The sequence below is a fragment of the Bacteroides sp. OM05-12 genome (assembly GCF_003438995.1).
GTDB lineage: Bacteria > Bacteroidota > Bacteroidia > Bacteroidales > Bacteroidaceae > Bacteroides.
Genome location: NZ_QSUN01000033.1, coordinates 1 through 19,652, shown reverse-complemented (window position 1 = coordinate 19,652; position 19,652 = coordinate 1). Strand labels below are relative to the sequence as shown.

16 protein-coding genes and 1 tRNA gene are annotated in these 19,652 nt (G+C 40.6%); 12 read left to right on the top strand and 5 right to left on the bottom strand.

Annotated features, from left to right (window positions below; genetic code table 11):
- Window positions 1-27 precede the first annotated feature (27 nt).
- Complete coding sequence (locus tag DXB63_RS16410) at window positions 28-234, bottom strand: helix-turn-helix transcriptional regulator (RefSeq protein ID WP_122127476.1); 207 nt, start codon at window positions 232-234, stop codon at window positions 28-30.
- 706 nt (window positions 235-940) lie between these two features.
- Between DXB63_RS16410 and DXB63_RS16405 the strand changes: the two genes are divergently transcribed.
- From DXB63_RS16405 to DXB63_RS16385, 5 genes are all read left to right on the top strand, one after another.
- Entirely contained in the window at window positions 941-1,732 is a 792-nt protein-coding gene (locus DXB63_RS16405) for a ParA family protein (RefSeq protein ID WP_122127466.1), read from the top strand.
- Window positions 1,716-2,189 carry a DUF3408 domain-containing protein gene (locus DXB63_RS16400; RefSeq protein WP_122127465.1) on the top strand — a complete coding sequence of 158 codons (474 nt, stop codon included), beginning with the start codon at window positions 1,716-1,718 and terminating at the stop codon, window positions 2,187-2,189. Before DXB63_RS16405 ends, DXB63_RS16400 begins: the two co-directional genes overlap by 17 nt.
- A gap of 2 nt (window positions 2,190-2,191) precedes the next feature.
- Complete coding sequence (locus tag DXB63_RS16395) at window positions 2,192-2,824, top strand: hypothetical protein (protein WP_122348320.1); 633 nt, start codon at window positions 2,192-2,194, stop codon at window positions 2,822-2,824.
- 146 nt (window positions 2,825-2,970) lie between these two features.
- On the top strand, window positions 2,971-3,255 hold the full coding sequence (locus DXB63_RS16390) for a helix-turn-helix domain-containing protein (protein ID WP_122127463.1): 285 nt from the start codon (window positions 2,971-2,973) through the stop codon (window positions 3,253-3,255).
- A gap of 2 nt (window positions 3,256-3,257) precedes the next feature.
- On the top strand, window positions 3,258-3,548 hold the full coding sequence (locus DXB63_RS16385; protein ID WP_122127462.1) for a helix-turn-helix domain-containing protein: 291 nt from the start codon (window positions 3,258-3,260) through the stop codon (window positions 3,546-3,548).
- A 312-nt stretch (window positions 3,549-3,860) separates the two neighbouring features.
- On the opposite strand, the gene DXB63_RS16380 is transcribed toward DXB63_RS16385, so the two are convergent.
- The 4 genes from DXB63_RS16380 to DXB63_RS18000 all read right to left on the bottom strand — a co-directional run bounded on the left by DXB63_RS16380 (window position 3,861) and on the right by DXB63_RS18000 (window position 7,337).
- The gene (locus tag DXB63_RS16380) at window positions 3,861-4,226 is read right to left on the bottom strand and encodes a hypothetical protein (protein ID WP_122127475.1); all 366 of its coding nucleotides are present in this window, start codon (window positions 4,224-4,226) and stop codon (window positions 3,861-3,863) included.
- 5 nt (window positions 4,227-4,231) lie between these two features.
- Entirely contained in the window at window positions 4,232-5,533 is a 1,302-nt protein-coding gene (locus DXB63_RS16375) for a site-specific integrase (protein WP_122127461.1), read from the bottom strand.
- 5 nt (window positions 5,534-5,538) lie between these two features.
- Window positions 5,539-6,768 carry a site-specific integrase gene (locus tag DXB63_RS16370; RefSeq protein WP_122127460.1) on the bottom strand — a complete coding sequence of 410 codons (1,230 nt, stop codon included), beginning with the start codon at window positions 6,766-6,768 and terminating at the stop codon, window positions 5,539-5,541.
- Window positions 6,769-7,252: 484 nt separating this feature from the next.
- A tRNA-Ser gene (locus DXB63_RS18000) sits at window positions 7,253-7,337 on the bottom strand.
- A gap of 317 nt (window positions 7,338-7,654) precedes the next feature.
- Here DXB63_RS18000 and DXB63_RS16365 point away from each other — a divergent pair.
- The 7 genes from DXB63_RS16365 to DXB63_RS16335 all read left to right on the top strand — a co-directional run bounded on the left by DXB63_RS16365 (window position 7,655) and on the right by DXB63_RS16335 (window position 19,644).
- Window positions 7,655-10,153, top strand: a complete 2,499-nt coding sequence (locus tag DXB63_RS16365) for an endonuclease MutS2 (RefSeq protein WP_122127474.1) — start codon at window positions 7,655-7,657, stop codon at window positions 10,151-10,153.
- Between the two features lie 14 nt (window positions 10,154-10,167).
- Window positions 10,168-11,202, top strand: coding sequence for a magnesium/cobalt transporter CorA (gene corA / locus DXB63_RS16360; RefSeq protein WP_122127459.1), 1,035 nt, complete (start codon window positions 10,168-10,170; stop codon window positions 11,200-11,202).
- Between the two features lie 158 nt (window positions 11,203-11,360).
- The gene (locus DXB63_RS16355; protein WP_122127458.1) at window positions 11,361-12,842 is read left to right on the top strand and encodes a T9SS type A sorting domain-containing protein; all 1,482 of its coding nucleotides are present in this window, start codon (window positions 11,361-11,363) and stop codon (window positions 12,840-12,842) included.
- A 138-nt stretch (window positions 12,843-12,980) separates the two neighbouring features.
- The gene (locus DXB63_RS16350; protein WP_122127457.1) at window positions 12,981-14,192 is read left to right on the top strand and encodes an L-serine ammonia-lyase; all 1,212 of its coding nucleotides are present in this window, start codon (window positions 12,981-12,983) and stop codon (window positions 14,190-14,192) included.
- Window positions 14,193-14,436: 244 nt separating this feature from the next.
- Window positions 14,437-15,069, top strand: a complete 633-nt coding sequence (locus DXB63_RS16345) for an HU family DNA-binding protein (protein ID WP_122127456.1) — start codon at window positions 14,437-14,439, stop codon at window positions 15,067-15,069.
- Between the two features lie 127 nt (window positions 15,070-15,196).
- On the top strand, window positions 15,197-16,936 hold the full coding sequence (locus tag DXB63_RS16340; RefSeq protein WP_122127455.1) for a helix-turn-helix domain-containing protein: 1,740 nt from the start codon (window positions 15,197-15,199) through the stop codon (window positions 16,934-16,936).
- Window positions 16,937-17,037: 101 nt separating this feature from the next.
- Window positions 17,038-19,644, top strand: a complete 2,607-nt coding sequence (locus DXB63_RS16335) for a hypothetical protein (RefSeq protein ID WP_122127454.1) — start codon at window positions 17,038-17,040, stop codon at window positions 19,642-19,644.
- Window positions 19,645-19,652: the final 8 nt, after the last annotated feature.

The following is a 19,652-nucleotide window of genomic DNA, read 5'->3' as shown; positions in this document are numbered from 1 at the left end:
TATTCAGATATGAAGTAAGCATAGCGGCTATTTACTCTTATTTATCAATTCTCGTCTATCAACATCCAAAAGAGTTGCTATCTTGTCAAGCATCTCAAGGGATGGCTGGATTTTATTAGAACACCACAGAGATATGGTAGATGGATCTTTGCCCAATTGCGTTGCCAGCCATTTGCCCGTTCGTCCTTGCTCTACAAGTACCACTTTTAACCGATTGATTTGTATGCTCTTCATTTCAATTATCATTTGAATATGCTTCAAAGTTATTGATTTTTCCAATTACTTGTATCACCTCTCTAAATAATAATTTAGCAATCCGTTAAAAAATATAGTTCTTAGAGTAAAATCCTTCTCATACATCACCCGACTTCGGAGGGTGATTACTCCCGCAGGGCAAGGCTTTTGAGAGTAGCTCAAAAGGTATCGAGTAACTCGATACACACCTTGCTGTGGGAGTTACCCACAAGCTTTTCAGTAACTGAAAAGACACCTTGCTGAGTTCCAATGAACTCAAAAATCCGTCTTTATGACGGATTGAAGTCAGTCTTGATTATCTCCCTATCCTCTCATACTGTAAGTTTTATAGTTTTCAAGTTTGACAACTTGGTAATTTGCAAACATGGAAACAGACAACTCTTTGTAATCCATGTGCAAAATGTGGCACAATTCCGCATAAACACCTGATATTTGGAACGGTACATATTCGTGATTTATATTTGCCAGCCGTTTGGAAATTTGGAGAATTGAAGAAAAGTCAATCCGCAAAATTGATTATTTGATAGTTTGAAAGTTTATAAACATGAAAACAAGCAAACAATCCAATTCGCAAAAAGGCAAACTACCAATCTTGAATGAATGGCTTTTTGCAAAGTCTCCAACAAGAAATAAAAACGGATAAATTGAACATTAACAGTATGTATCTTTTTAAAAAGTTAGATTTATGAAACAGAAACCGTTGTTCATCGCTTTCTCCACCCAAAAGGGCGGAGCGGGTAAAAGTACCTTTACCGCCCTCGCATCGAGCCTCCTGCATTATGCACACGGATATAATGTCGCCGTTATCGACTGCGACTATCCGCAATGCAGCATCTACGAAATGCGCAAACGTGAAATCCGCCAGTTGGAGAACAACCTCTATTATCAGGCAAAGGCGGTAACCCTGCTGGAAGCCATCGACAAGCAGACCTACCCGATTGTCTGCGCCCGTCCCGAAGAAGGCATCTCCAAAGCCAATGAGTTTCTTGCATCCGAGAGCATGGAGTATGACGTGGTATTCTTTGATCTGCCGGGAACAATCAATAATGAGGGAGTGGTATCTACTTTCCTGAACATGGACTATGTGTTCGTGCCGATGTCTCCCTCCCGTATGTCTATGGAGAGTACCCTCTCGTTCATTATCCCTGTAACCGAACTGATAGCCTCACACAAGCAGTTGAGCCTGAAATCCGTTCATCTGTTCTGGAACAGGGTGGATTCCCGTGTACGCAAAGAATGGCTGGAACATTACGCCAAAATCATCGGAGACTTCAAACTCTCGCTGCTTGATACCGTCATCCCGCAATCAGCCCGGTATGACAAGGAACAGTCCGTTTCGGGTAATGATGCGGTTTTCCTCTCGACCATATTCCCACCGGACAAACAATTGGTCAGGGGGAGCAATATCGACTTCCTGATAGAAGAAGTGAAACAGATTGTAGGATTAAACAGAAACGACCATGCCGGAGAACAATAAGACAGATTATACCAAAATTCTTGAACGGGTATCACAAGGTATTCCCGTAGATTCGGCGAACAAAAGACCGAAATTCGATGAGAGGAAAAGCAGTATCGGGCAGGAAGAACCAAAAGAGCCGGGAGAAAAGGAAGACGTGCAACCGGTTGTTGAGTTACCGGAACAATCGGAAAGCACTGTTTCTCCGAAAAGTACGGAGCTTGGAAAGCGAAAAAGAAAAATACGGGGAGATTATGACGGACATTTCTTTAACCGGGTGGACTTCACTTACCGGAAGCCGTTATATATCACCGCAAACACCCATCGCAGGCTCATGCGGATCGTCCACCTGATGGATTCCTCCAAAGCGACCATCAGCAGTTATGTGGAAAACATCCTGTGCCATCATTTGGAGGTATTCAAAGATGACATTGACAATATCTACCGGAATAACAACCTGAATCCGACAGAAGAATGAACATGGCAATGAAAATCCTGCTCGCTTCGGATATAATCCTGAACCTCTATCTGTGGTGCATGACGGAACCGTTCAGAAGTTGGTTATGGCATGGGTGCAGTAAAATGGCAATATGTCTTTGGTCTGTGACGATCAGGATTGCGAACAATTCTGCCGGATTATGCAGTAGAGGATGGCATTTGAAAACAGCCATGAGTATCTTCATCAAAGAGTGGCGTCACTGTAATTATTTCGGTGTTGAACTGCGTTTTGTCGAGGGGCAACTCAAGTATGTCGTCAAGCAACAATACCCAACCGCTACGGGTATCGGAGTGAGGGAGATTGTCAAGGACAGCCTGATAGCTGCGGTTTCTTCAATCGAGAATCCGCACGGTTATACGGAAGAATATGATTTTGAAGATATTCAAAATCTGGGGTATATCATTTCGGGGAATAAAGGCAAGCTGAACGAAAAGACGATACGCAGGGGTGTCGGTGCGGCTCTGGAACTTCAGGGAACAAATCTGTTTGATGCGTTGGTCAGCAAATTCCCCGATGCGCAACTCAGAGTATTGGAGGCATTGGAGGAGATAAAAGAAGATACTAACAACAACTCCTCCAATACCCATTACAGAAAGTTCATCCGTGACTGTTGAATACCTCTTTTTGCAAGGGAAAAGAGACAGTTGCTTCCATTCCGGTGCCACAAGCTGCCAGTCGGTACACAATCCATTGCGGTATGAAAACTTCGTTATTCCTTTGCCCGTGAAACAAAAAATTACGAATCAATAAATCAGGAACAATGGAAGTAGTAAGCATGGAAGCCTCGACCTTCGAGGCAATGATGGCGGGGTTTGAATCCTTTGCCCGCCGGGTGGAAACCTTGTGCAGACAGCACGGAGAGAAACGTCTTCAGGAGTGGCTCGACAATCAGGATGTGTGTGAGATTCTGGGTATATCAAAACGTACCTTACAAACCTACCGGGATAACGGAACGCTGGCGTTCTCTCAAATCGGACACAAGATGTATTACAGGAGAGAGGATGTGAAGAAATTAATGGATGACAATTTGAAGCGGTGCAGATAACTATGGGAGAAATCATCACGAAAGAAAATGAACGGGCGATACGTTTTTTCGGCTCGTTGAAAAGGTTGTCCGACTGTATCGAAAAATTAGTCCATCATGGCAAGCCGCTATTGGACGGTGAACATTTCCTGACCGATAGGGAGGTATCGGCAAAGCTGAAAGTAAGCCGCAGGACTTTACAGGAATGGCGGACAAACGGGCGGATTGCCTATATCGCTTTAGGCGGCAAGACACTGTACCGGGAGAGTGACATTCAGTCAATGTTGGAGAAGCACCACAGAAAGGCTTTCTAAAACAAGCCTATGCAGATTGGAGGAGAGGGAGTTGAAGTTGCCGCAAATCAAGTGCAGGGTAGTTTCAACTCCCTTGAATTATATCCATGCGTCTTATCGGGCCGGTCGTTTCGTTGCAATGGCATTCCCAAATACGGCAAAGGGGAAATAGGCAAGTTTTACGGATTAAATACTACCTGCAAGGTGGAGATTTCATCCGTAACCCTTAGGGCTTGAACTTGCAGATTTGCCCTTTGCCTGTTTATCTTAGCCATTGTAACGGGACGGCTGACCCGATTCGGATTATATGGCGGAACACCATTCCAGTCTATTTTAATTGGGCGGTTGATTACAGTTGAAGCTGATATATAAAGGTATATTGGAGCACTTGGAACGGGCAGTTACTTTTTGTAAAATCCATTCTTTAAGAATCCCGGCATTGTAGCTATGAATCCGAAAAGCAAGAGCCACTACCATATCCAGTCCGTAGTAGTCCGGTAACATTGCGGCTCCAATCACTGTGCCACCATGCTGCATATCTGCTATAACTACTTCCGATTCTAGAATCGCCCGTACATTAGACCGTATTGTCGGTATCATCACCCCGAACAGTTCCGCTATCTCAAAATCCCACATTTGTACATTATCCGGAATGAATACATTCCCATTCTCACTGATTTTTATTAGTTTTCTTTCCATAGTAATTACTTCTTTAAATGTTTGAATGACTTTGCAGTACAAACCTTAATTGGCATCTGTTTATTCTCATAAATATTGAACTTATCAGCCATATTGCTTGACAGTAGCTTCATATCCTCATTGATTTTCTGATTGGTAAGTTTTGCGTAAAGTTGGGTGGTTTTTATCCCCAGATGTCCCATCATACGACTGACGGTTTCCAAGGGAACATCTTGAGATAACGTAATAAGCGTTCCGAAATTATGACGGGCCATGTGATAGGTTATATTTCGCTCAATGCCACACAGTTTGGCAACCTTTTTTAGATTTTCAGCCAGTGATGAATACCCCACCATATTAAAAATCTTATCACTCTTCCGCTCCGACTTGTATTTCTCAATTATCTGTTTGGGAATATCCAATAGGCGGATATGGCACTCGCTTCCGGTCTTTTGCCGTTTAAAGTGAATCCACATCGTACCGTTACCAGCTTTATTTACATTAGATAATGAGAGATTACACAAATCAATATATGATATTCCGGTGAATGTGCTAAAGACAAACATATCCCGTGTGTGTCGCAAGGATTTAGAGGCAATGGGAGTTGTCATAAACCGTTCCAATTCATCAGCAGTCATGTGTCTGCATTTCTTTGGCGGCTGTTCCGGGCGATAATCAGCAAAAGGGTCTCGGAGTAATGTTCCTTGATTAACTGCTCTGTGGATTATTTTCTTCAGGAGTATCGTATATCCACCGATTGTATTAGGCGAATGATGTTTCTCCACCCGAAGATAGAAATCGAATTGCTCAATGAAGGAGTAGGTCAGTTGCTTTAAAGGAATATCTTCCATATTATATTGGCTTTGCAAAAATTGTTGAATATGACTGTAAACGAGTAGGTAATGTTTATAAGTACCTTTCGTTCTGTTCACTCCAACCTTTTGGGCATACTCCTCATTATGCTCGGCAAAAAGGGAAAGGAGACTATCTTTCTTCCGTCCGATACCCAAAAGCATATTCTTTACCAATTCTGCTGTTACATAGCTCTGTTGCTGCAAGAGTTCGCTATGGTACTTCCCTATAACATCGGTCAGCTTATCCAACTCCCGATTTGTTTGAACAGCTTCTCTACTTTTTCCTTTCAGGCGATAAGTCTTGGCATCCCATAATGTGGGTTCCACATCTATCTTCGCACTGAATTGAGCTATCTCGGCATTGACGGAGATACGTCCCATAATGGGACATAGCCCGTTTTTCTTTACCTTATTCTTATTGATATAGAAGATAACGGCAAAAGTACTGTATCGCTTAGTCTTATTTGTACTCATAATATTCAGTCTGCTAAGTGATACTTGTTGGTGATGCGCTTCTCCAATTTGCGCATATCGGTGTTTATCTTTTCATTGGAAACTTGAGCATAGATGCGTGTCGCCCGTAAATCCCGATGTCCAAGCATTCGGCTGACTGTTTCCATTGGAACTCCTTGGGAGAGAGTTATCAAGCTGGCATAGCTATGCCGTGCTTGATGGTAGGTTATATTTCGTTTTATACCACACATTCGGGCTATCTTTTTTAGATTTCCATTGGTCTTACTGCAACTGAGCATCACGAACATTTTTCCATCTTTGTTCAGTCCACGATATTTCTCAATAATCTGCAAAGGGAGTTCCAGAAGGGGAACATGAAACTCCGTTCCGGTCTTCCTCCGTTTAGAGTGAATCCACCAAACACCATCTTCTGCCTGCACCAGATTGCTGTATGTTAAATTACGGATGTCACTGAATGAAATTCCTGTGAAAACAGAAAACAAGAACATATCACGTACCAAATAACGGTTAGGAGTATCTAATGGAGTTGTCATTATTTTGTGTAATTCTTGTTTGGTAAGGGATTTCGGCTGTAAAGGTTCTCCCTCCAATGAGAATCCTGCAAAAGGATCACAAGTGATAATCCCCTCGTTTATGGCTCGCTTGATAATAATCTTTAAGTGTCCGATAATGCCTACAATGGTATTGGGCTTGAATTTCAATTGTACCCGTAGATAGAAATCAAAGGCTTCGACAAAAGAATAGTCCAATGCTTGAAACGAAATATCACTCAGATTGTACTTTGTCCGTAGAAAACGGCGTAGATGGTTGAATGATACACCGTATCGTTTATAACTTTCCAATGTTATGTTTACACCGATTCTGGCTGTAAGTTGATGATTGTACCGGTTACAATAGCCGATAAGTGTTTCCTGCTCGGAAGCAATACCTTGAAAGGCATTTTTCACTTCTTCTGGCGAAACATTTTCTTTTTTTGCCAGCAGCTCTTTGTAGTGAGAATGAATTGACAGGCTTATCTTGTCAAGTTTTCGGTTCAACTCGGCAGCCGCTTTGCTTTTACCTGTTGCCCGTGCAGACTTTGTATCCCAAAGGGATACTTGTACACTACACTTGGCACTGAACTGCACCATTGATTTTCCGATTGTGATGCGCCCCATGATTGGAGTTGCACCATCACCTTTTACCTCCTTATGGCGAAGGTAATAATGTACTTTTAGCTCTTTACTTATAATCATTAATTTTTGAGTGTAAAATTAGTTTCTTATGAGCTAAAGATCGGAAAGCAAAATACCGTAGTTCAATGAATAATATTCCGTTTGAACACTATTTTAAGCAGGATTAAGATTAATGAGACCGAAGTATCATCAAGTATAGCTTTAACTGCTGTAAATAAGCTACTTTCAATTATGTATCTACACAATACTGTTTTCCAAAACAGGTAACGGATTCGTAACAGAAAGTATTCTGTAAACCACTATATTCTGCATTATCGCTACTTGGCAACGAAGAGAGATACTACGCATATCATACCGTTAATCAACAAGTTACACCATTTTTCCGTTTTTCGCTTTTATAGGACATAATCTAGTAACACGACTTTGTCCAAACGGGACATTTTCTTGTCTTTTGCTTGTCTGCCGACAAAATGAAAAAGCCCCGTAAAACCTTGATTTTACGGGACTTGTCTTAGCTTTTCCACCATTTGTCTTTAGTGTTCAGCGGAGAGGGAGGGATTCAAACCCCCGGAACCTTTCAGTTCAACGGTTTTCAAGACCGCCGCAATCGATCACTCTGCCACCTCTCCAAAACTCTTTTTAGGAGTGCTTCCTTTCAAAAGCGATGCAAAGGTACTACTATTTTTTTTATTTCCAAATTATTCGGCAAAAAAGTTTCTTTTTCATCCAAATACGCGCCATCAAAGCATTTCAAGCAACTACAAAACATCTTCATCCCTCTTTTAAGAATAAAGAATATAAACATACAGCCACTTATCATACAAACAGATAAGGGAAACTAACTTGCACAACAATTTTAAAAACCTATAAACTAAAAAATGAAGCGATAAAAACAAATAAGCGGGATATAAGTTGTATTTTTGCACAATAATAGATGTATAAGCAAATGATATATCCGCATAACTTTGAACAAAAAATAGGATTTGATGATATCCGTCGCCTACTGAAAGAGAAATGTCTCAGTTCGTTGGGGGAAGGACGAGTAGACGAAATGAATTTCTCCGACTCTTTTAATGAAATAGAAGAACGATTGAATCAGACCAATGAGTTTGTCCGTATCATTCAGGAAGAAGACAGCTTTCCCGCACAATATTTTTTTGATGTACGCCCTTCCCTAAAAAGGATTCGTGTGGAAGGTATGTATCTGGACGAACAAGAGTTATTTGATTTACGGCGTTCATTGGAAACAATCCGCGATATTATACGTTTTCTGTCTTCCGAAGACGAAGAAGAAAACAGCCCTTACCCTAACCTCAAAAAATTGGCGGGAGACATCGCTGTATTTCCACAACTCATTACCCGTATCAATGGCATTTTGAATCAATACGGAAAGATAAAAGATAATGCATCCCAAGATCTGTTACGTATCCGGCGTGAGCTGGCCTCTACAACCAGTGGTATTTCCCGCAGCTTGAATGCCATCCTGCGTAGCGCACAGTCCGAAGGTTATGTAGACAAAGATGTTGCTCCTACCATGCGTGACGGACGATTGGTTATTCCCGTCGCTCCCGGATTGAAAAGAAAGATTAAGGGTATTGTACATGATGAATCATCCAGTGGCAAAACGGTGTTCATCGAGCCTGCGGAGGTAGTGGAAGCAAATAATCGTATACGGGAATTGGAAGGAGAAGAAAGACGGGAGATTATCCGTATTCTCACAAGCTTTTCAGACACGCTCCGCCCTTCTGTCCCTGATATTCTCCAATCATACGAGTTTTTGGCCGAAGTGGACTTCATTCGTGCAAAAGCCTATTTTGCCTTACAGACCAATTCTCTGAAGCCTGCCTTAGAAAGCGAGCCATTGATAGATTGGACAATGGCAATACACCCGTTATTGCAAATGTCTCTGGCTAAACATGGAAAAAAGGTCGTTCCACTAGATATAGAACTGAATAGCAAACAACGTATCCTGATAATCTCCGGTCCGAATGCCGGCGGTAAGTCGGTTTGTCTCAAAACAGTCGGTTTATTACAGTATATGTTACAATGTGGCTTACTTATTCCGCTCCATGAACGCAGTCATGCAGGAATATTCGGCAGTATCTTTATAGATATAGGTGACGAGCAATCCATCGAGGATGATTTGAGTACGTATTCTTCCCATCTTACCAATATGAAAATCATGATGAAAAGCTGCGATGAACGAAGCATTATCCTGATTGACGAATTTGGCGGAGGTACGGAACCACAAATAGGCGGAGCAATAGCCGAAGCGGTACTAAAACGTTTCAACCACAAAAAAACGTTTGGAGTTATCACCACACACTATCAAAATCTGAAACACTTCGCCGAAGATCATGAAGGGGTGGTAAATGGCGCCATGCTTTATGACCGGCATCTGATGCAAGCATTATTCCAGTTACAGATAGGCAATCCGGGCAGTTCATTCGCAGTAGAGATAGCACGTAAAATCGGCTTGCCGGAAGATGTTATCGCTGACGCTTCAGCAATCGTGGGAAGCGAATATATCAATGCAGACAAGTATCTGCAAGACATAGTTCGCGACAAGCGTTATTGGGAAGGCAAACGGCAAACTATCCGTCAGCGGGAGAAACACATGGAGGAGGTTATCGCCAAGTACGAAGCGGATATTCAAGAGTTGGACAAATCCCGCAAAGAGATTATAAGAAAAGCGAAAGAAGACGCAGAAAGGTTGTTGCAGGAATCCAATGCAAAAATAGAAAACACAATACGTACTATAAAAGAAGCACAGGCCGAAAAAGAAAAAACACGTATTGCCCGACAGGAGCTGAATGAGTTTCGAGAGTCTATGGAAGACATCGAAAAGAAAAATACCGAAGAAAAAATAGCTCGCAGAATGGAAAAGCTGCGGGAAAAGCAGAACCGCAAAAAGGAACGCAAAGATAAATCTCAAGAAGTACAGTCCAAGCCGCAGACGCCTAAAACAGAATCCATAGAAATCGGCTGCCAGGTAAAGATGAAAGGGCAATCTTCCATTGGAGATGTATTGGAAATAAACGGTAAAAATGTAGTTGTAGCATTCGGTATGATAAAAACGACAGTCAAACTTGACCGTCTGGAACGGGTAAAACCCAGTAATAGCCAACCTAAGAATACAAATACCAAAAGCACGTTCGTCAGTTCACAAACTCAGGACAGTGTTTATGAAAAGAAACTCGGTTTCAAACAAGATATTGACGTAAGAGGGATGAGAGGTGATGAAGCCATTCAAGCCGTCACCTACTTTATAGATGACGCCATATTACTCGGCATCGACCGGGTACGCATTCTTCACGGAACAGGGACAGGCATTTTGCGTACTCTTATCCGTGACTATCTAAAAACTGTTCCCGGAATAGCTCATTTTCAAGATGAACATGTCCAGTTTGGGGGAGCAGGTATCACAGTTGTTGATTTGAGTTAATTAAATAAATTGATATGAAGAATAACCTGTTAAGCGAACAGCTAGTCTATACGGGCGAAAGCAGTACCCCTACCCACCTGCATCTACTCACCTATAATTCTGAAAAGATGCAGGAAACATACGGTGATAATTTTGAATCAATAAAAGATAATATCACACCTGATGCTATCAATTGGTTACAAATACATGGCTTAAAGAACACAGAAACCATCCGTGATGTATGTGAATATTTCAAAATAGACTTCCTGGTGCTTCAGGATATTCTGAATGCCGAGCATCCCACCAAAATCGAGGAACACGAGCAATATACAGTCCTTATCCTCAAATTATTCAAGTACGAGGGAGCTGAAGAACTCGAGCAACAGCAACTTTGTCTGATACAAGGAAGTAATTATGTATTGGCTTTCATCGAAAATGAAACGGAATTCTTTGACAATGTGACACAAGCGATAAAGAATAACGTGATGAAAATCCGTACCCGTCAATCGGATTATCTGTTAAGTGTCTCATTGAATAACGTGATGGGAGACTATACTTCCGTCATTTCAGAAATAGCGGATGCTTTGGAAGATATGGAAGAAGAACTGCTCACCATCACCAACAACAATGACATCGGTGTACAAATTCAAATACGTCGCCGGCAATACATGGCAATGAAGAAAGCCATCATGCCGTTAAAAGAACAATACATAAAACTACTCCGGGCAGATAACAATCTGATACATAAAATAAACCGTGCTTATTTTAATGACGTAAACGACCATCTGCAATTTGTATTACAAACAATAGATATATGCAGGGAAACACTTTCCGCACTCGTCGACCTTTATATATCCAACAATGATCTGCGCATGAATAATATTATGAAACGGCTGACAATCGTCTCAACCGTCTTTATTCCACTGACTTTCATTGCCGGTGTATGGGGGATGAACTTTAAGGCAATGCCTGAGTTAAGCTGGGAATATGGTTATTTCTACGCATGGGCGGTAATGGCAATCATTGCGATAACCGTATATCTATTCTTCAAAAAGAAAAAATGGTACTAACTCCTGTCCTTTCATCGGTTCATATTTTCATAAGATAAAACATAAAATAGCACTTTCTTAAAACAAAACAGCGCAATATGTTGTATTTTGATTATTTTTTACTTTCTTTGTAATACAAAAGAAATACAATCAATTATTAACTGTTAAACAACTATTTTATGACAAAATCTACCTTATTATTAATGAGTGCATTCATCCTTTCCTCAGGAATCGTATCTGCACAACAACGGTTTACTAAAAAGAGTATCAAAAAAGACAAAACAGAAGAAGTATACACACACCCACGACTAAAGTCAACAATTCCATCTGTTAAGTCATTTGCATCAGCAGAAAAAGCCAACAGTGTTTGGAAACCAAAGAAAGAAACTTTTTTCGAGTATGACCCGGAGTCGGAAGGATGGGAAGAGTATGCAGTAGCGACTTATGAATATGACGACAATGCCAACACCCTAGTAGCTGTTTTTGACGATGGAGAATCAAAAAGCCAGACTATACTAAAATATGACAAATATAATAATGTGATCGAAAACATCTCACAGGCATGGGAAGGCGAACAATGGGTTAATCAAGAAAGAAGTGTATACACCTATGATGACGTCGTTACCGATTATCAAATATCTTCCGATAAATATAATTGGGACAGTCAAAAAGGTCAGTGGAACAATACCTATTCCCATAAAAAGGAAATAACAAGAAATGATTTAGGATATGTGACCTCCCTTTCCATTAAAATGCTTTATGGAGGAGAATATGAAGAACTTGAACGTACCGAGATCACCTATGACAAAGGAGGCAGCCTACCGGCACAGTCATGGGAACATTACAGTCTGAATTATGATCTGGAATTTAAAAAAGACACGAAATTCGACAAGATGGCCTGGGAAAGCTGTGACGGACAAATATTAGCTACCAGTGAAGAGTTCATGATAGGCAATAACAGATTGAAATCCGCCAAGATATATGATTATGAAGATGATGGTACCTATACATCCAACTACAAAGCTGAATACCCTAATTCATCTAAAAGAGATTTCAAAGTAACGCTTTCACCGACAGAAGGTCCTCAAAAGATAGAGCACATTCTGACAGAGTTGGATGAAAACGGAAGCTATAAAGAAGAATATATCGAAACTCTTGATGAAGACGGAGACGGAGTTATGGAGGTCTATGATAGCTATATGCTCGCTATCTATGATGAAAACAAAAATCCAGTCAAAGAAGAAATGTATGAAGTCGTAGATGGGATGGAAGAACAAACCGACGGACAAAGTATGGAATATCAATACGGAGAACATAACGAAATACTTGAAACTGTAAACAGTATGTGGAACTATGACGAAGGAGTTTATGAACCCGTAGAGAAGATCGTAGCCAGTGAGTTTACTGAAATAGTAACAGAAATCGAAAACAACTACGTACAGGGAAATCTAAACTACCAATTAGAAAACGGGAATATCAGTTTCAGCATGGACGGCATGAAACAATATGCAATATTTAATGCGAACGGTACGAAAGTAGCCGGTGAGCAAACGAATGCCGACAATGCAACCGTATCGACCATCACATTGCCGCAAGGATTATATATCCTAGTCGTATCCGGTCAGAACCAAACTGCATCAGTAAAGTTTTTAAGGAAATAATAGATTAATAGTTACCCAACTTAAATGTCTCAAAAGCAACACACTTGCTTTTGAGACATTTTTCATTTTACTCCCTTTAATTCAAAACAAAGTATTACTTTTGCCACCATTAAAATACAGATAAAAAAGCGTTCGATCATGAAAACCATAAAAGAGATATACCGCATAGGAAACGGACCGTCAAGCAGCCATACTATGGGACCTAAAAAAGCAGCAGAGATGTTCCTGTCGCGACATCCGGAAGCAAAGCGTTTTAAAGTCACATTATACGGTAGTCTTGCCGCAACAGGTAAAGGACACCTTACAGATACGGCTATCAACAATGTACTTGAGCCGTATGCTCCCGTTGAAATCGTGTGGCAACCAAAAGTATTCCTGCCTTTCCACCCCAACGCCATGACCTTTGCCGCTTACAATGAGAAAGATAAACTAACGGAAAGTTGGACGGTATACAGCATAGGAGGAGGCGCATTGGCAGAGAAAGACAAGGAACAAATAGAAAGCCCTTCGGATGAAATATACAGCATGAGTAAGATGAGCGAAATCTTATGCTGGTGCGAACGTAGCGGGAAGAGCTATTGGGAGTACGTCAAAGAGTGCGAAGGCGAAGACATATGGGATTATCTGGCTACGGTATGGCAAACCATGAAAGATGCCATTGAACGGGGATTGGAACAGGAAGGCGTACTGCCCGGACCACTCAACTTGAGAAGAAAAGCAGCCACTTATCATATACGGGCTACAGGATATAAAGAATCTCTCCGTTCCCGCGGATTGGTATTCTCTTACGCCCTTGCCGTCAGTGAAGAGAATGCTTCCGGCGGAAGAATCGTAACAGCTCCCACTTGCGGGTCATGCGGTGTGGTACCTGCCGTGCTTTATCACCTGAAAAAAAGCAGAGATTTCAGCGACACCCGGATTCTCCGCGCACTCGCCACCGCCGGATTAATCGGTAATATCGTTAAAAACAATGCTTCTATCTCCGGTGCGGAAGTAGGTTGTCAAGGAGAAGTAGGAGTAGCTTGCGCCATGGCTTCGGCTGCTGCCAACCAACTGTTTGGCGGAAGCGCAGCACAGATAGAATATGCCGCCGAGATGGGGTTGGAACACCACTTGGGTATGACCTGCGACCCGGTCTGCGGTCTGGTTCAGATTCCCTGCATCGAAAGAAATGCCTACGCTGCCGCCCGCGCATTGGATGCCAATATTTATTCTTCATTCACGGACGGAACTCACCGCGTTTCCTTCGACAAAGTAGTCGAAGTAATGAAGCAAACCGGGCATGATCTGCCTTCTTTATATAAAGAAACAGGAGAAGGAGGACTGGCGAAGGATTATCAGCAAATGTAGCATACGGTAATAAAGGTAGAACCATCCAATAGAATACTTGCACGACTCAGGTATATTAGCTACCTTTGTACGGAAGCATAGTACTTATCACTCGGGTAAAAAAGTTATTTCACCCAAGTGATAATACTGTTTCACAAGTGTAATAAAGTTGTTTCACCCGGGTGAAAAACGTTATACATCAAGACGAATTGCCTTATCTGTCAAAGAGAGCCGGCAAACACAAACCTATTAAAACATAAAAAGAATGGCAATCAAGTTTGAATTTTACGAATCACCCAACCCGACAGGAACAGAAGAAAAGAGATTTCATGCACGCACGGTAAGTCCGGGCAACATAGACACGGATTATTTAGCAAAGGAAATCCACGCAGCTTCTACACTGACTGTCGCTGATATTAAAGCAACCCTTATCTCACTGGGGGAGAAGTTGGCACAACATCTCGAAAACGGCGAGCGCATCTATCTGAAAGATATCGGATACTTCCAAGTCACCCTGACCTGTCCGAGCACAAGCATACCGAAATCAACACGTTCCGGTCAGGTAAAATTCAAGTCCGTAGCTTTCCGTGCAGACAAGACACTGAAACAACGTTTGATAAATGCAAAGACAGAACGCTCGGATACTAAAAGGCACTCGAATGAGTTGTCTGACAGTGAAATCGAAAAGATATTAACCGGATACTTCGCACAAAATCCGGTGATAACCCGCCTAACGTTTCAGAAACTGACAGGATTTATCGCCGGCAAAGCCTGCCGCACCATCAAGCTACTAAAAGAAGAAGGTAAACTGAAAAACATCTCAACTCCCCGTAACCCGATCTATATGCCTACAGCAGGTAATTACGGAATACCGGAAACAGAAAAAGAACAGCAGTGACAAGACAATCAAGAATCAAAAGGCTGACAAATCTGTATCAGCCTCTTTTTTACAGAAAATTTACTCTTTTCCAATAAATTACTTATCTTTGTAATACATTCCTTTACAAAATAAGACACGCTATTCCATGAAAAGTCGAAGGCTATTTATCTGTTTTCTTCTCCTGATATGGGTTACTCCATATTTGAATGCCGGTGATATGCTTGATTATGAAGCTCTATCCAGATTGTCGGCAACCGAATTAATAAAGTACGGAGACAGTTATTACCATCAAAACCATCCGGACACAGCCATCGGATACTACATTATACTAGCCGGGAAGTACAATAGTAATATGGCAAAATCGGACATCTATCTTTGCGCATTGGCCTGTCGTTCAATTGCAAACATCTATTATCAGAAAGAAAGCTATTCACAGGCATTTAAGTTTTATATGAAAACATTGAAAATCAGCGAAGAGAATGGCTTTGGCAAACTTGCAGCCGAATCTTACAAGAATATAGGAAATGTCTATGCTGTATTTAAAGACTATCAACAAGGGATTGAGTGTTATGAAAAAGGTCTTGAATATGCAGAGAAATATCAGGATACGATTGTTGAGATGAAGATTCTAATGAACCTTCCCGCTATATGCTGTCTTGACAATCGCATTAGTAATGCCCGCCAATATTACGAACGAATGTTGAAATTTATAGGAAAAGACAAATCTGTAGAATATTTTAGCTATTTGAACAAAGCACTCATATTTACAGCCGAGAAACACTATCCCAATGCCATAAGTTACTACGAGAAAGCTGCGCTGTGTGCCAAAAAGATAAAACTAGACCCGGTATACACCGGAAGCGTTTGCGGCGAAATGGCCAAACTATACCGCAAGATGGGACAAAAAGACTCTGCATTACATTACTTTCAAATCTATACGAATTATTCGGAAGAAAACAAACTAATGTATATGTTGGTAGAGGGCCTGCAAGCATTGGTAAAAATATATAGCGAAACAGGCAATTATCAACAGGCATTATATTATAAGGATCGTTATATGGCGGTGAGCGATTCTTTATTCAATACGAATGAATTTAACAGGATGAAAAACTCCCAATTTGTGTATGAGATGGACAAAAACTATCAAAAGATAGCTTCATTAACAAAAGAGGGTGAAGACAAAGAACAAAAGATAAAGACGCAATATTGGATATTGACCGGTGTAGTAACCGGTATGCTTATATTCTTTGTGATGTTAGTTATAGTATATATAGAAAAAAGGAAACTAAAATCTGCCTATAAAGATATCTACAATCGTAATGCAGAACTTCTACTATCGGAACAGAAAAACAGGAATCAACGAATAGAATATGCCGGTAAACTGGTTGAGGAACGCGAAAGATACGCTTTGCTCGAACAGAAGTTTAACGAAATTCAGCTAAAAGACGATAGCTCCATAAAAGTAGTAGCAGAAGAAGAAAAGAAAGAAGAACAGGAAACTAAATTATATTCTACCGATAAGCTGTCGGATGAACAAAAAGAGAGAATCTTGCTTGCTATCACAGATATAATGGAAAACACACAGGAATTTTATGATTGTGCATTTAGCCTAGAACGCTTGGCGGAACTTATTGAATCCAATTCACGCTATGTATCAGTGGTTATCAATGAAACCTATAACCAGAACTTCCGTACCTTTGTCAGTGAATACCGTATAAAGGAAGCACAACTCCGCTTAATGAATACAGCTCAATATGGCAACTATACTATAAAAGCAATTGCAGAAAGTGTAGGTTACAAATCACCGACCAATTTCATCTCGGCCTTTAAAAACATGACGGGAATTACCCCTTCTATTTATCAGAAGATAGCCAAAGGAAGATAAATCCACTGATATCGTTTCCGATTCGCGAATCGGAATACCCTTCATTTGCTTTTATGATACTCTCTGCATAGATTTGCTGGCATAAATTAAAAGCGTAGACTATGAAAAAAAGATTATTATTTGTTCTAGTAATATCTCTCACTGGGATATTAAGTACACAAGCTAAAGAAAAGTTTGAAGTCATTGGCCCTAATTGTCAGGGTACAGGAATGTCACCAAATGGTAAGTATGTCGTGGGAATATTTATCAATAAGTCAAATGCGCTATTTGGAGCCTATCCTAAGAGTTATTTGTACAATGTAGAATCCGGACAACAAGATTGGTTGACGGACTATGATGAAACCGATCTGAGTAAAACCGGGAATTTTATGGATGTAACGGATGACGGCCTCATTACTGGTTACTTTAAAGATCCAAATTATCAGATTACCTCAGAAGGAACGACTTTTCCCATTAATGTAGCAGCAATTTGGAAAGACGGCAAAGTAACAAGCTTAGGGATAGGAGATTTCGAACTGTCTGAATATAAAAACTTCAATGATGGGAGTTTCGCCGATGCGATTTCGAATGACGGAACTACAGTAGTTGGTCATATCGGGATTGGAAATGCAACTTATTATTTTCCTTGTGTGTGGAAACTCAATAAAACAACAGAAAAATGGGAGTTTTCCAGACTAGATTTTCCTGAGGATGCAGTTGGAGGCAAAGCTTCCGATGTTTCCGCAGACGGAAGTATCATTGTTGGCACTGTATGGTATAAATCTTACGAAGTAGCTGCTTATTGGCAGAATGGAGAATGTCATTTAATAGAGGGAATTGGAGAAGATGTTCAGTACAATGAAGGCTATAACCAGAATAGCGCCCAAGCAATCAGCCCTAATGGTAAATATATTGCATTCGTCTTTAATAACAAGATTCCGGCTGTCTACGATTTCGAAAACCGGACTTACACGAAAATAGAGAATGAACGCAATACATCGTCTGAAAAACTAGCTATTTCAGATAACGGGGATATTGTAAGCGCTTATAAATTCGGAAATATAATGGTTGGCTACGTCTATAAACGCCCATTCTGGTACTCATATAAAGACAACAAAACTTATGGTTTTGATTACTTTATGGACTTGTTTGCTCCGGATGTAAAGCCTCCATTCACTTTTCTATACGAAGAAAAAACAGCGGCATTTCCTTGTGCCATATCTGCAGACGGCTCTATCGTCATGGGAAATAATAATACGACTATGTCTTTGGGGGGAATACCCGAAAATTGGGTATTATGTGCCAATAAGCAAGATATTGAAATTCCAAAAGCTCTAGAACAAGTAAAAGCCAGCTCCATGAACCTGAAAGAAGTAACAGTCAGTTGGGAAAAGGAAAAACAAGAGTATGAAGACCTGACATTGCAAGCTTATTCTGTCTATTGCGATGGTCAAAAAATCGATGAAGTAGTAGATAATGGAAATGAAACTTTTACCTATGTACAGCAAAATGTAACTCCGGGATTTCGTATGTATTCCGTGGCCAGTGTATTTAAGGTCAATCAAACCGGAGCTTTAATTGAATCTTCCAAGTCGGAACCTATTACTGTTGCAGTTCCAGATACTTATGCATTGCCTCTTTATGATGATTTCGATTCCGGTACAACAGAAACGAATTATTGGACAAAAGAAATACAACTTGGAAATTCGAGTGATGGGAATTGGAACCCTCTCATTTATTGTGGCCTTGTCGATCAAGGTTTGTATTCTGCAGTAACATCTCAACTACCACATTCCTCTACCATTACTTCACGCCCATTGGATGCAACCCTGGAAACAAATGTTTCCGTTTCTTTTGCCATCCGAAATCAGCTTATAGGTTCGAATGCCCAGCCTCTTGACAAAGATTCTTTAAGTATCGATATTACCGTTGATAAAGGAGACAATTGGAGTAAAGTAAAAACATATTCATTGGCCCAATTACCCACAAACTTTAATTTTCTGGGAGTAGATTTGTCTCCTTGGGTTTCCGGTAAATTATTCCAGATAAGACTCCGCAGACATGGACAAGGAGCAGCACAATTCTTATGGAATATTGATTTATTCAAAGTAAGTAGCAATCCGGAAAAAGAGGCTCCGACAGGGTTGGCGGGAACCGGAGATGACAAGCAAGTGACCCTGATCTGGAAGAATACAGATAAGGCTTACCAATTAAGTTATCAAAATGGCGAAAGTTCGAAAGTTATCGGAGATGAAAATAATCCTTTTATTGCAGCAAATGCCTTTGATTCAAAAGAATTGAAAATATATGAAGGGAAATACCTGACCTCAATCAGGGTATTTGTAAACCATGATATGAATTACGAAGACTCGGAAGATACGCATGCCTCGGTTGTAGTTTTTGAAGACGGAGTGTTAATCAGAGAACAAGAAATCAAATCGATTATATATAATGAAGATAATAAAGTAATACTGGACGAACCTGTACAGATTGACGCAACAAAAGAGTTAAAGATCGGGATGAAGATTTTTGATTACGATGAACGTCAAATGCCGATTGCATATCAAAACACGTATGATTTCATTGCCGGTAAGAGTGATTTGTATTCCCAGGACAATGGTAAAACTTGGAAAAAGCTCTCTGATTATTATGCTAACCAAGAGGGGCATGAACTGGATGTGAACTGCACCCCAAAAGTTGGACAGTTAATTATTTGTTTCTATAATTGATTCTATAT

Excerpts from the sequence above, each read along its gene's own strand:
- DXB63_RS16380 (WP_122127475.1), bottom strand. The coding sequence starts at position 4,226 with ATGGAAAGAAAACTAATAAAAATCAGTGAGAATGGGAATGTATTCATT.
- DXB63_RS16345 (WP_122127456.1), top strand. The coding sequence starts at position 14,437 with ATGGCAATCAAGTTTGAATTTTACGAATCACCCAACCCGACAGGAACA.
- DXB63_RS16355 (WP_122127458.1), top strand. The coding sequence starts at position 11,361 with ATGACAAAATCTACCTTATTATTAATGAGTGCATTCATCCTTTCCTCA.
- DXB63_RS16340 (WP_122127455.1), top strand. The coding sequence starts at position 15,197 with ATGAAAAGTCGAAGGCTATTTATCTGTTTTCTTCTCCTGATATGGGTT.
- DXB63_RS16385 (WP_122127462.1), top strand. The coding sequence starts at position 3,258 with ATGGGAGAAATCATCACGAAAGAAAATGAACGGGCGATACGTTTTTTC.
- DXB63_RS16390 (WP_122127463.1), top strand. The coding sequence starts at position 2,971 with ATGGAAGTAGTAAGCATGGAAGCCTCGACCTTCGAGGCAATGATGGCG.
- DXB63_RS16410 (WP_122127476.1), bottom strand. The coding sequence starts at position 234 with ATGAAGAGCATACAAATCAATCGGTTAAAAGTGGTACTTGTAGAGCAA.
- DXB63_RS16395 (WP_122348320.1), top strand. The coding sequence starts at position 2,192 with ATGGCAATGAAAATCCTGCTCGCTTCGGATATAATCCTGAACCTCTAT.
- DXB63_RS16400 (WP_122127465.1), top strand. The coding sequence starts at position 1,716 with ATGCCGGAGAACAATAAGACAGATTATACCAAAATTCTTGAACGGGTA.
- DXB63_RS16370 (WP_122127460.1), bottom strand. The coding sequence starts at position 6,768 with ATGATTATAAGTAAAGAGCTAAAAGTACATTATTACCTTCGCCATAAG.
- DXB63_RS16365 (WP_122127474.1), top strand. The coding sequence starts at position 7,655 with ATGATATATCCGCATAACTTTGAACAAAAAATAGGATTTGATGATATC.
- DXB63_RS16335 (WP_122127454.1), top strand. The coding sequence starts at position 17,038 with ATGAAAAAAAGATTATTATTTGTTCTAGTAATATCTCTCACTGGGATA.
- corA (WP_122127459.1), top strand. The coding sequence starts at position 10,168 with ATGAAGAATAACCTGTTAAGCGAACAGCTAGTCTATACGGGCGAAAGC.
- DXB63_RS16350 (WP_122127457.1), top strand. The coding sequence starts at position 12,981 with ATGAAAACCATAAAAGAGATATACCGCATAGGAAACGGACCGTCAAGC.
- DXB63_RS16375 (WP_122127461.1), bottom strand. The coding sequence starts at position 5,533 with ATGAGTACAAATAAGACTAAGCGATACAGTACTTTTGCCGTTATCTTC.
- DXB63_RS16405 (WP_122127466.1), top strand. The coding sequence starts at position 941 with ATGAAACAGAAACCGTTGTTCATCGCTTTCTCCACCCAAAAGGGCGGA.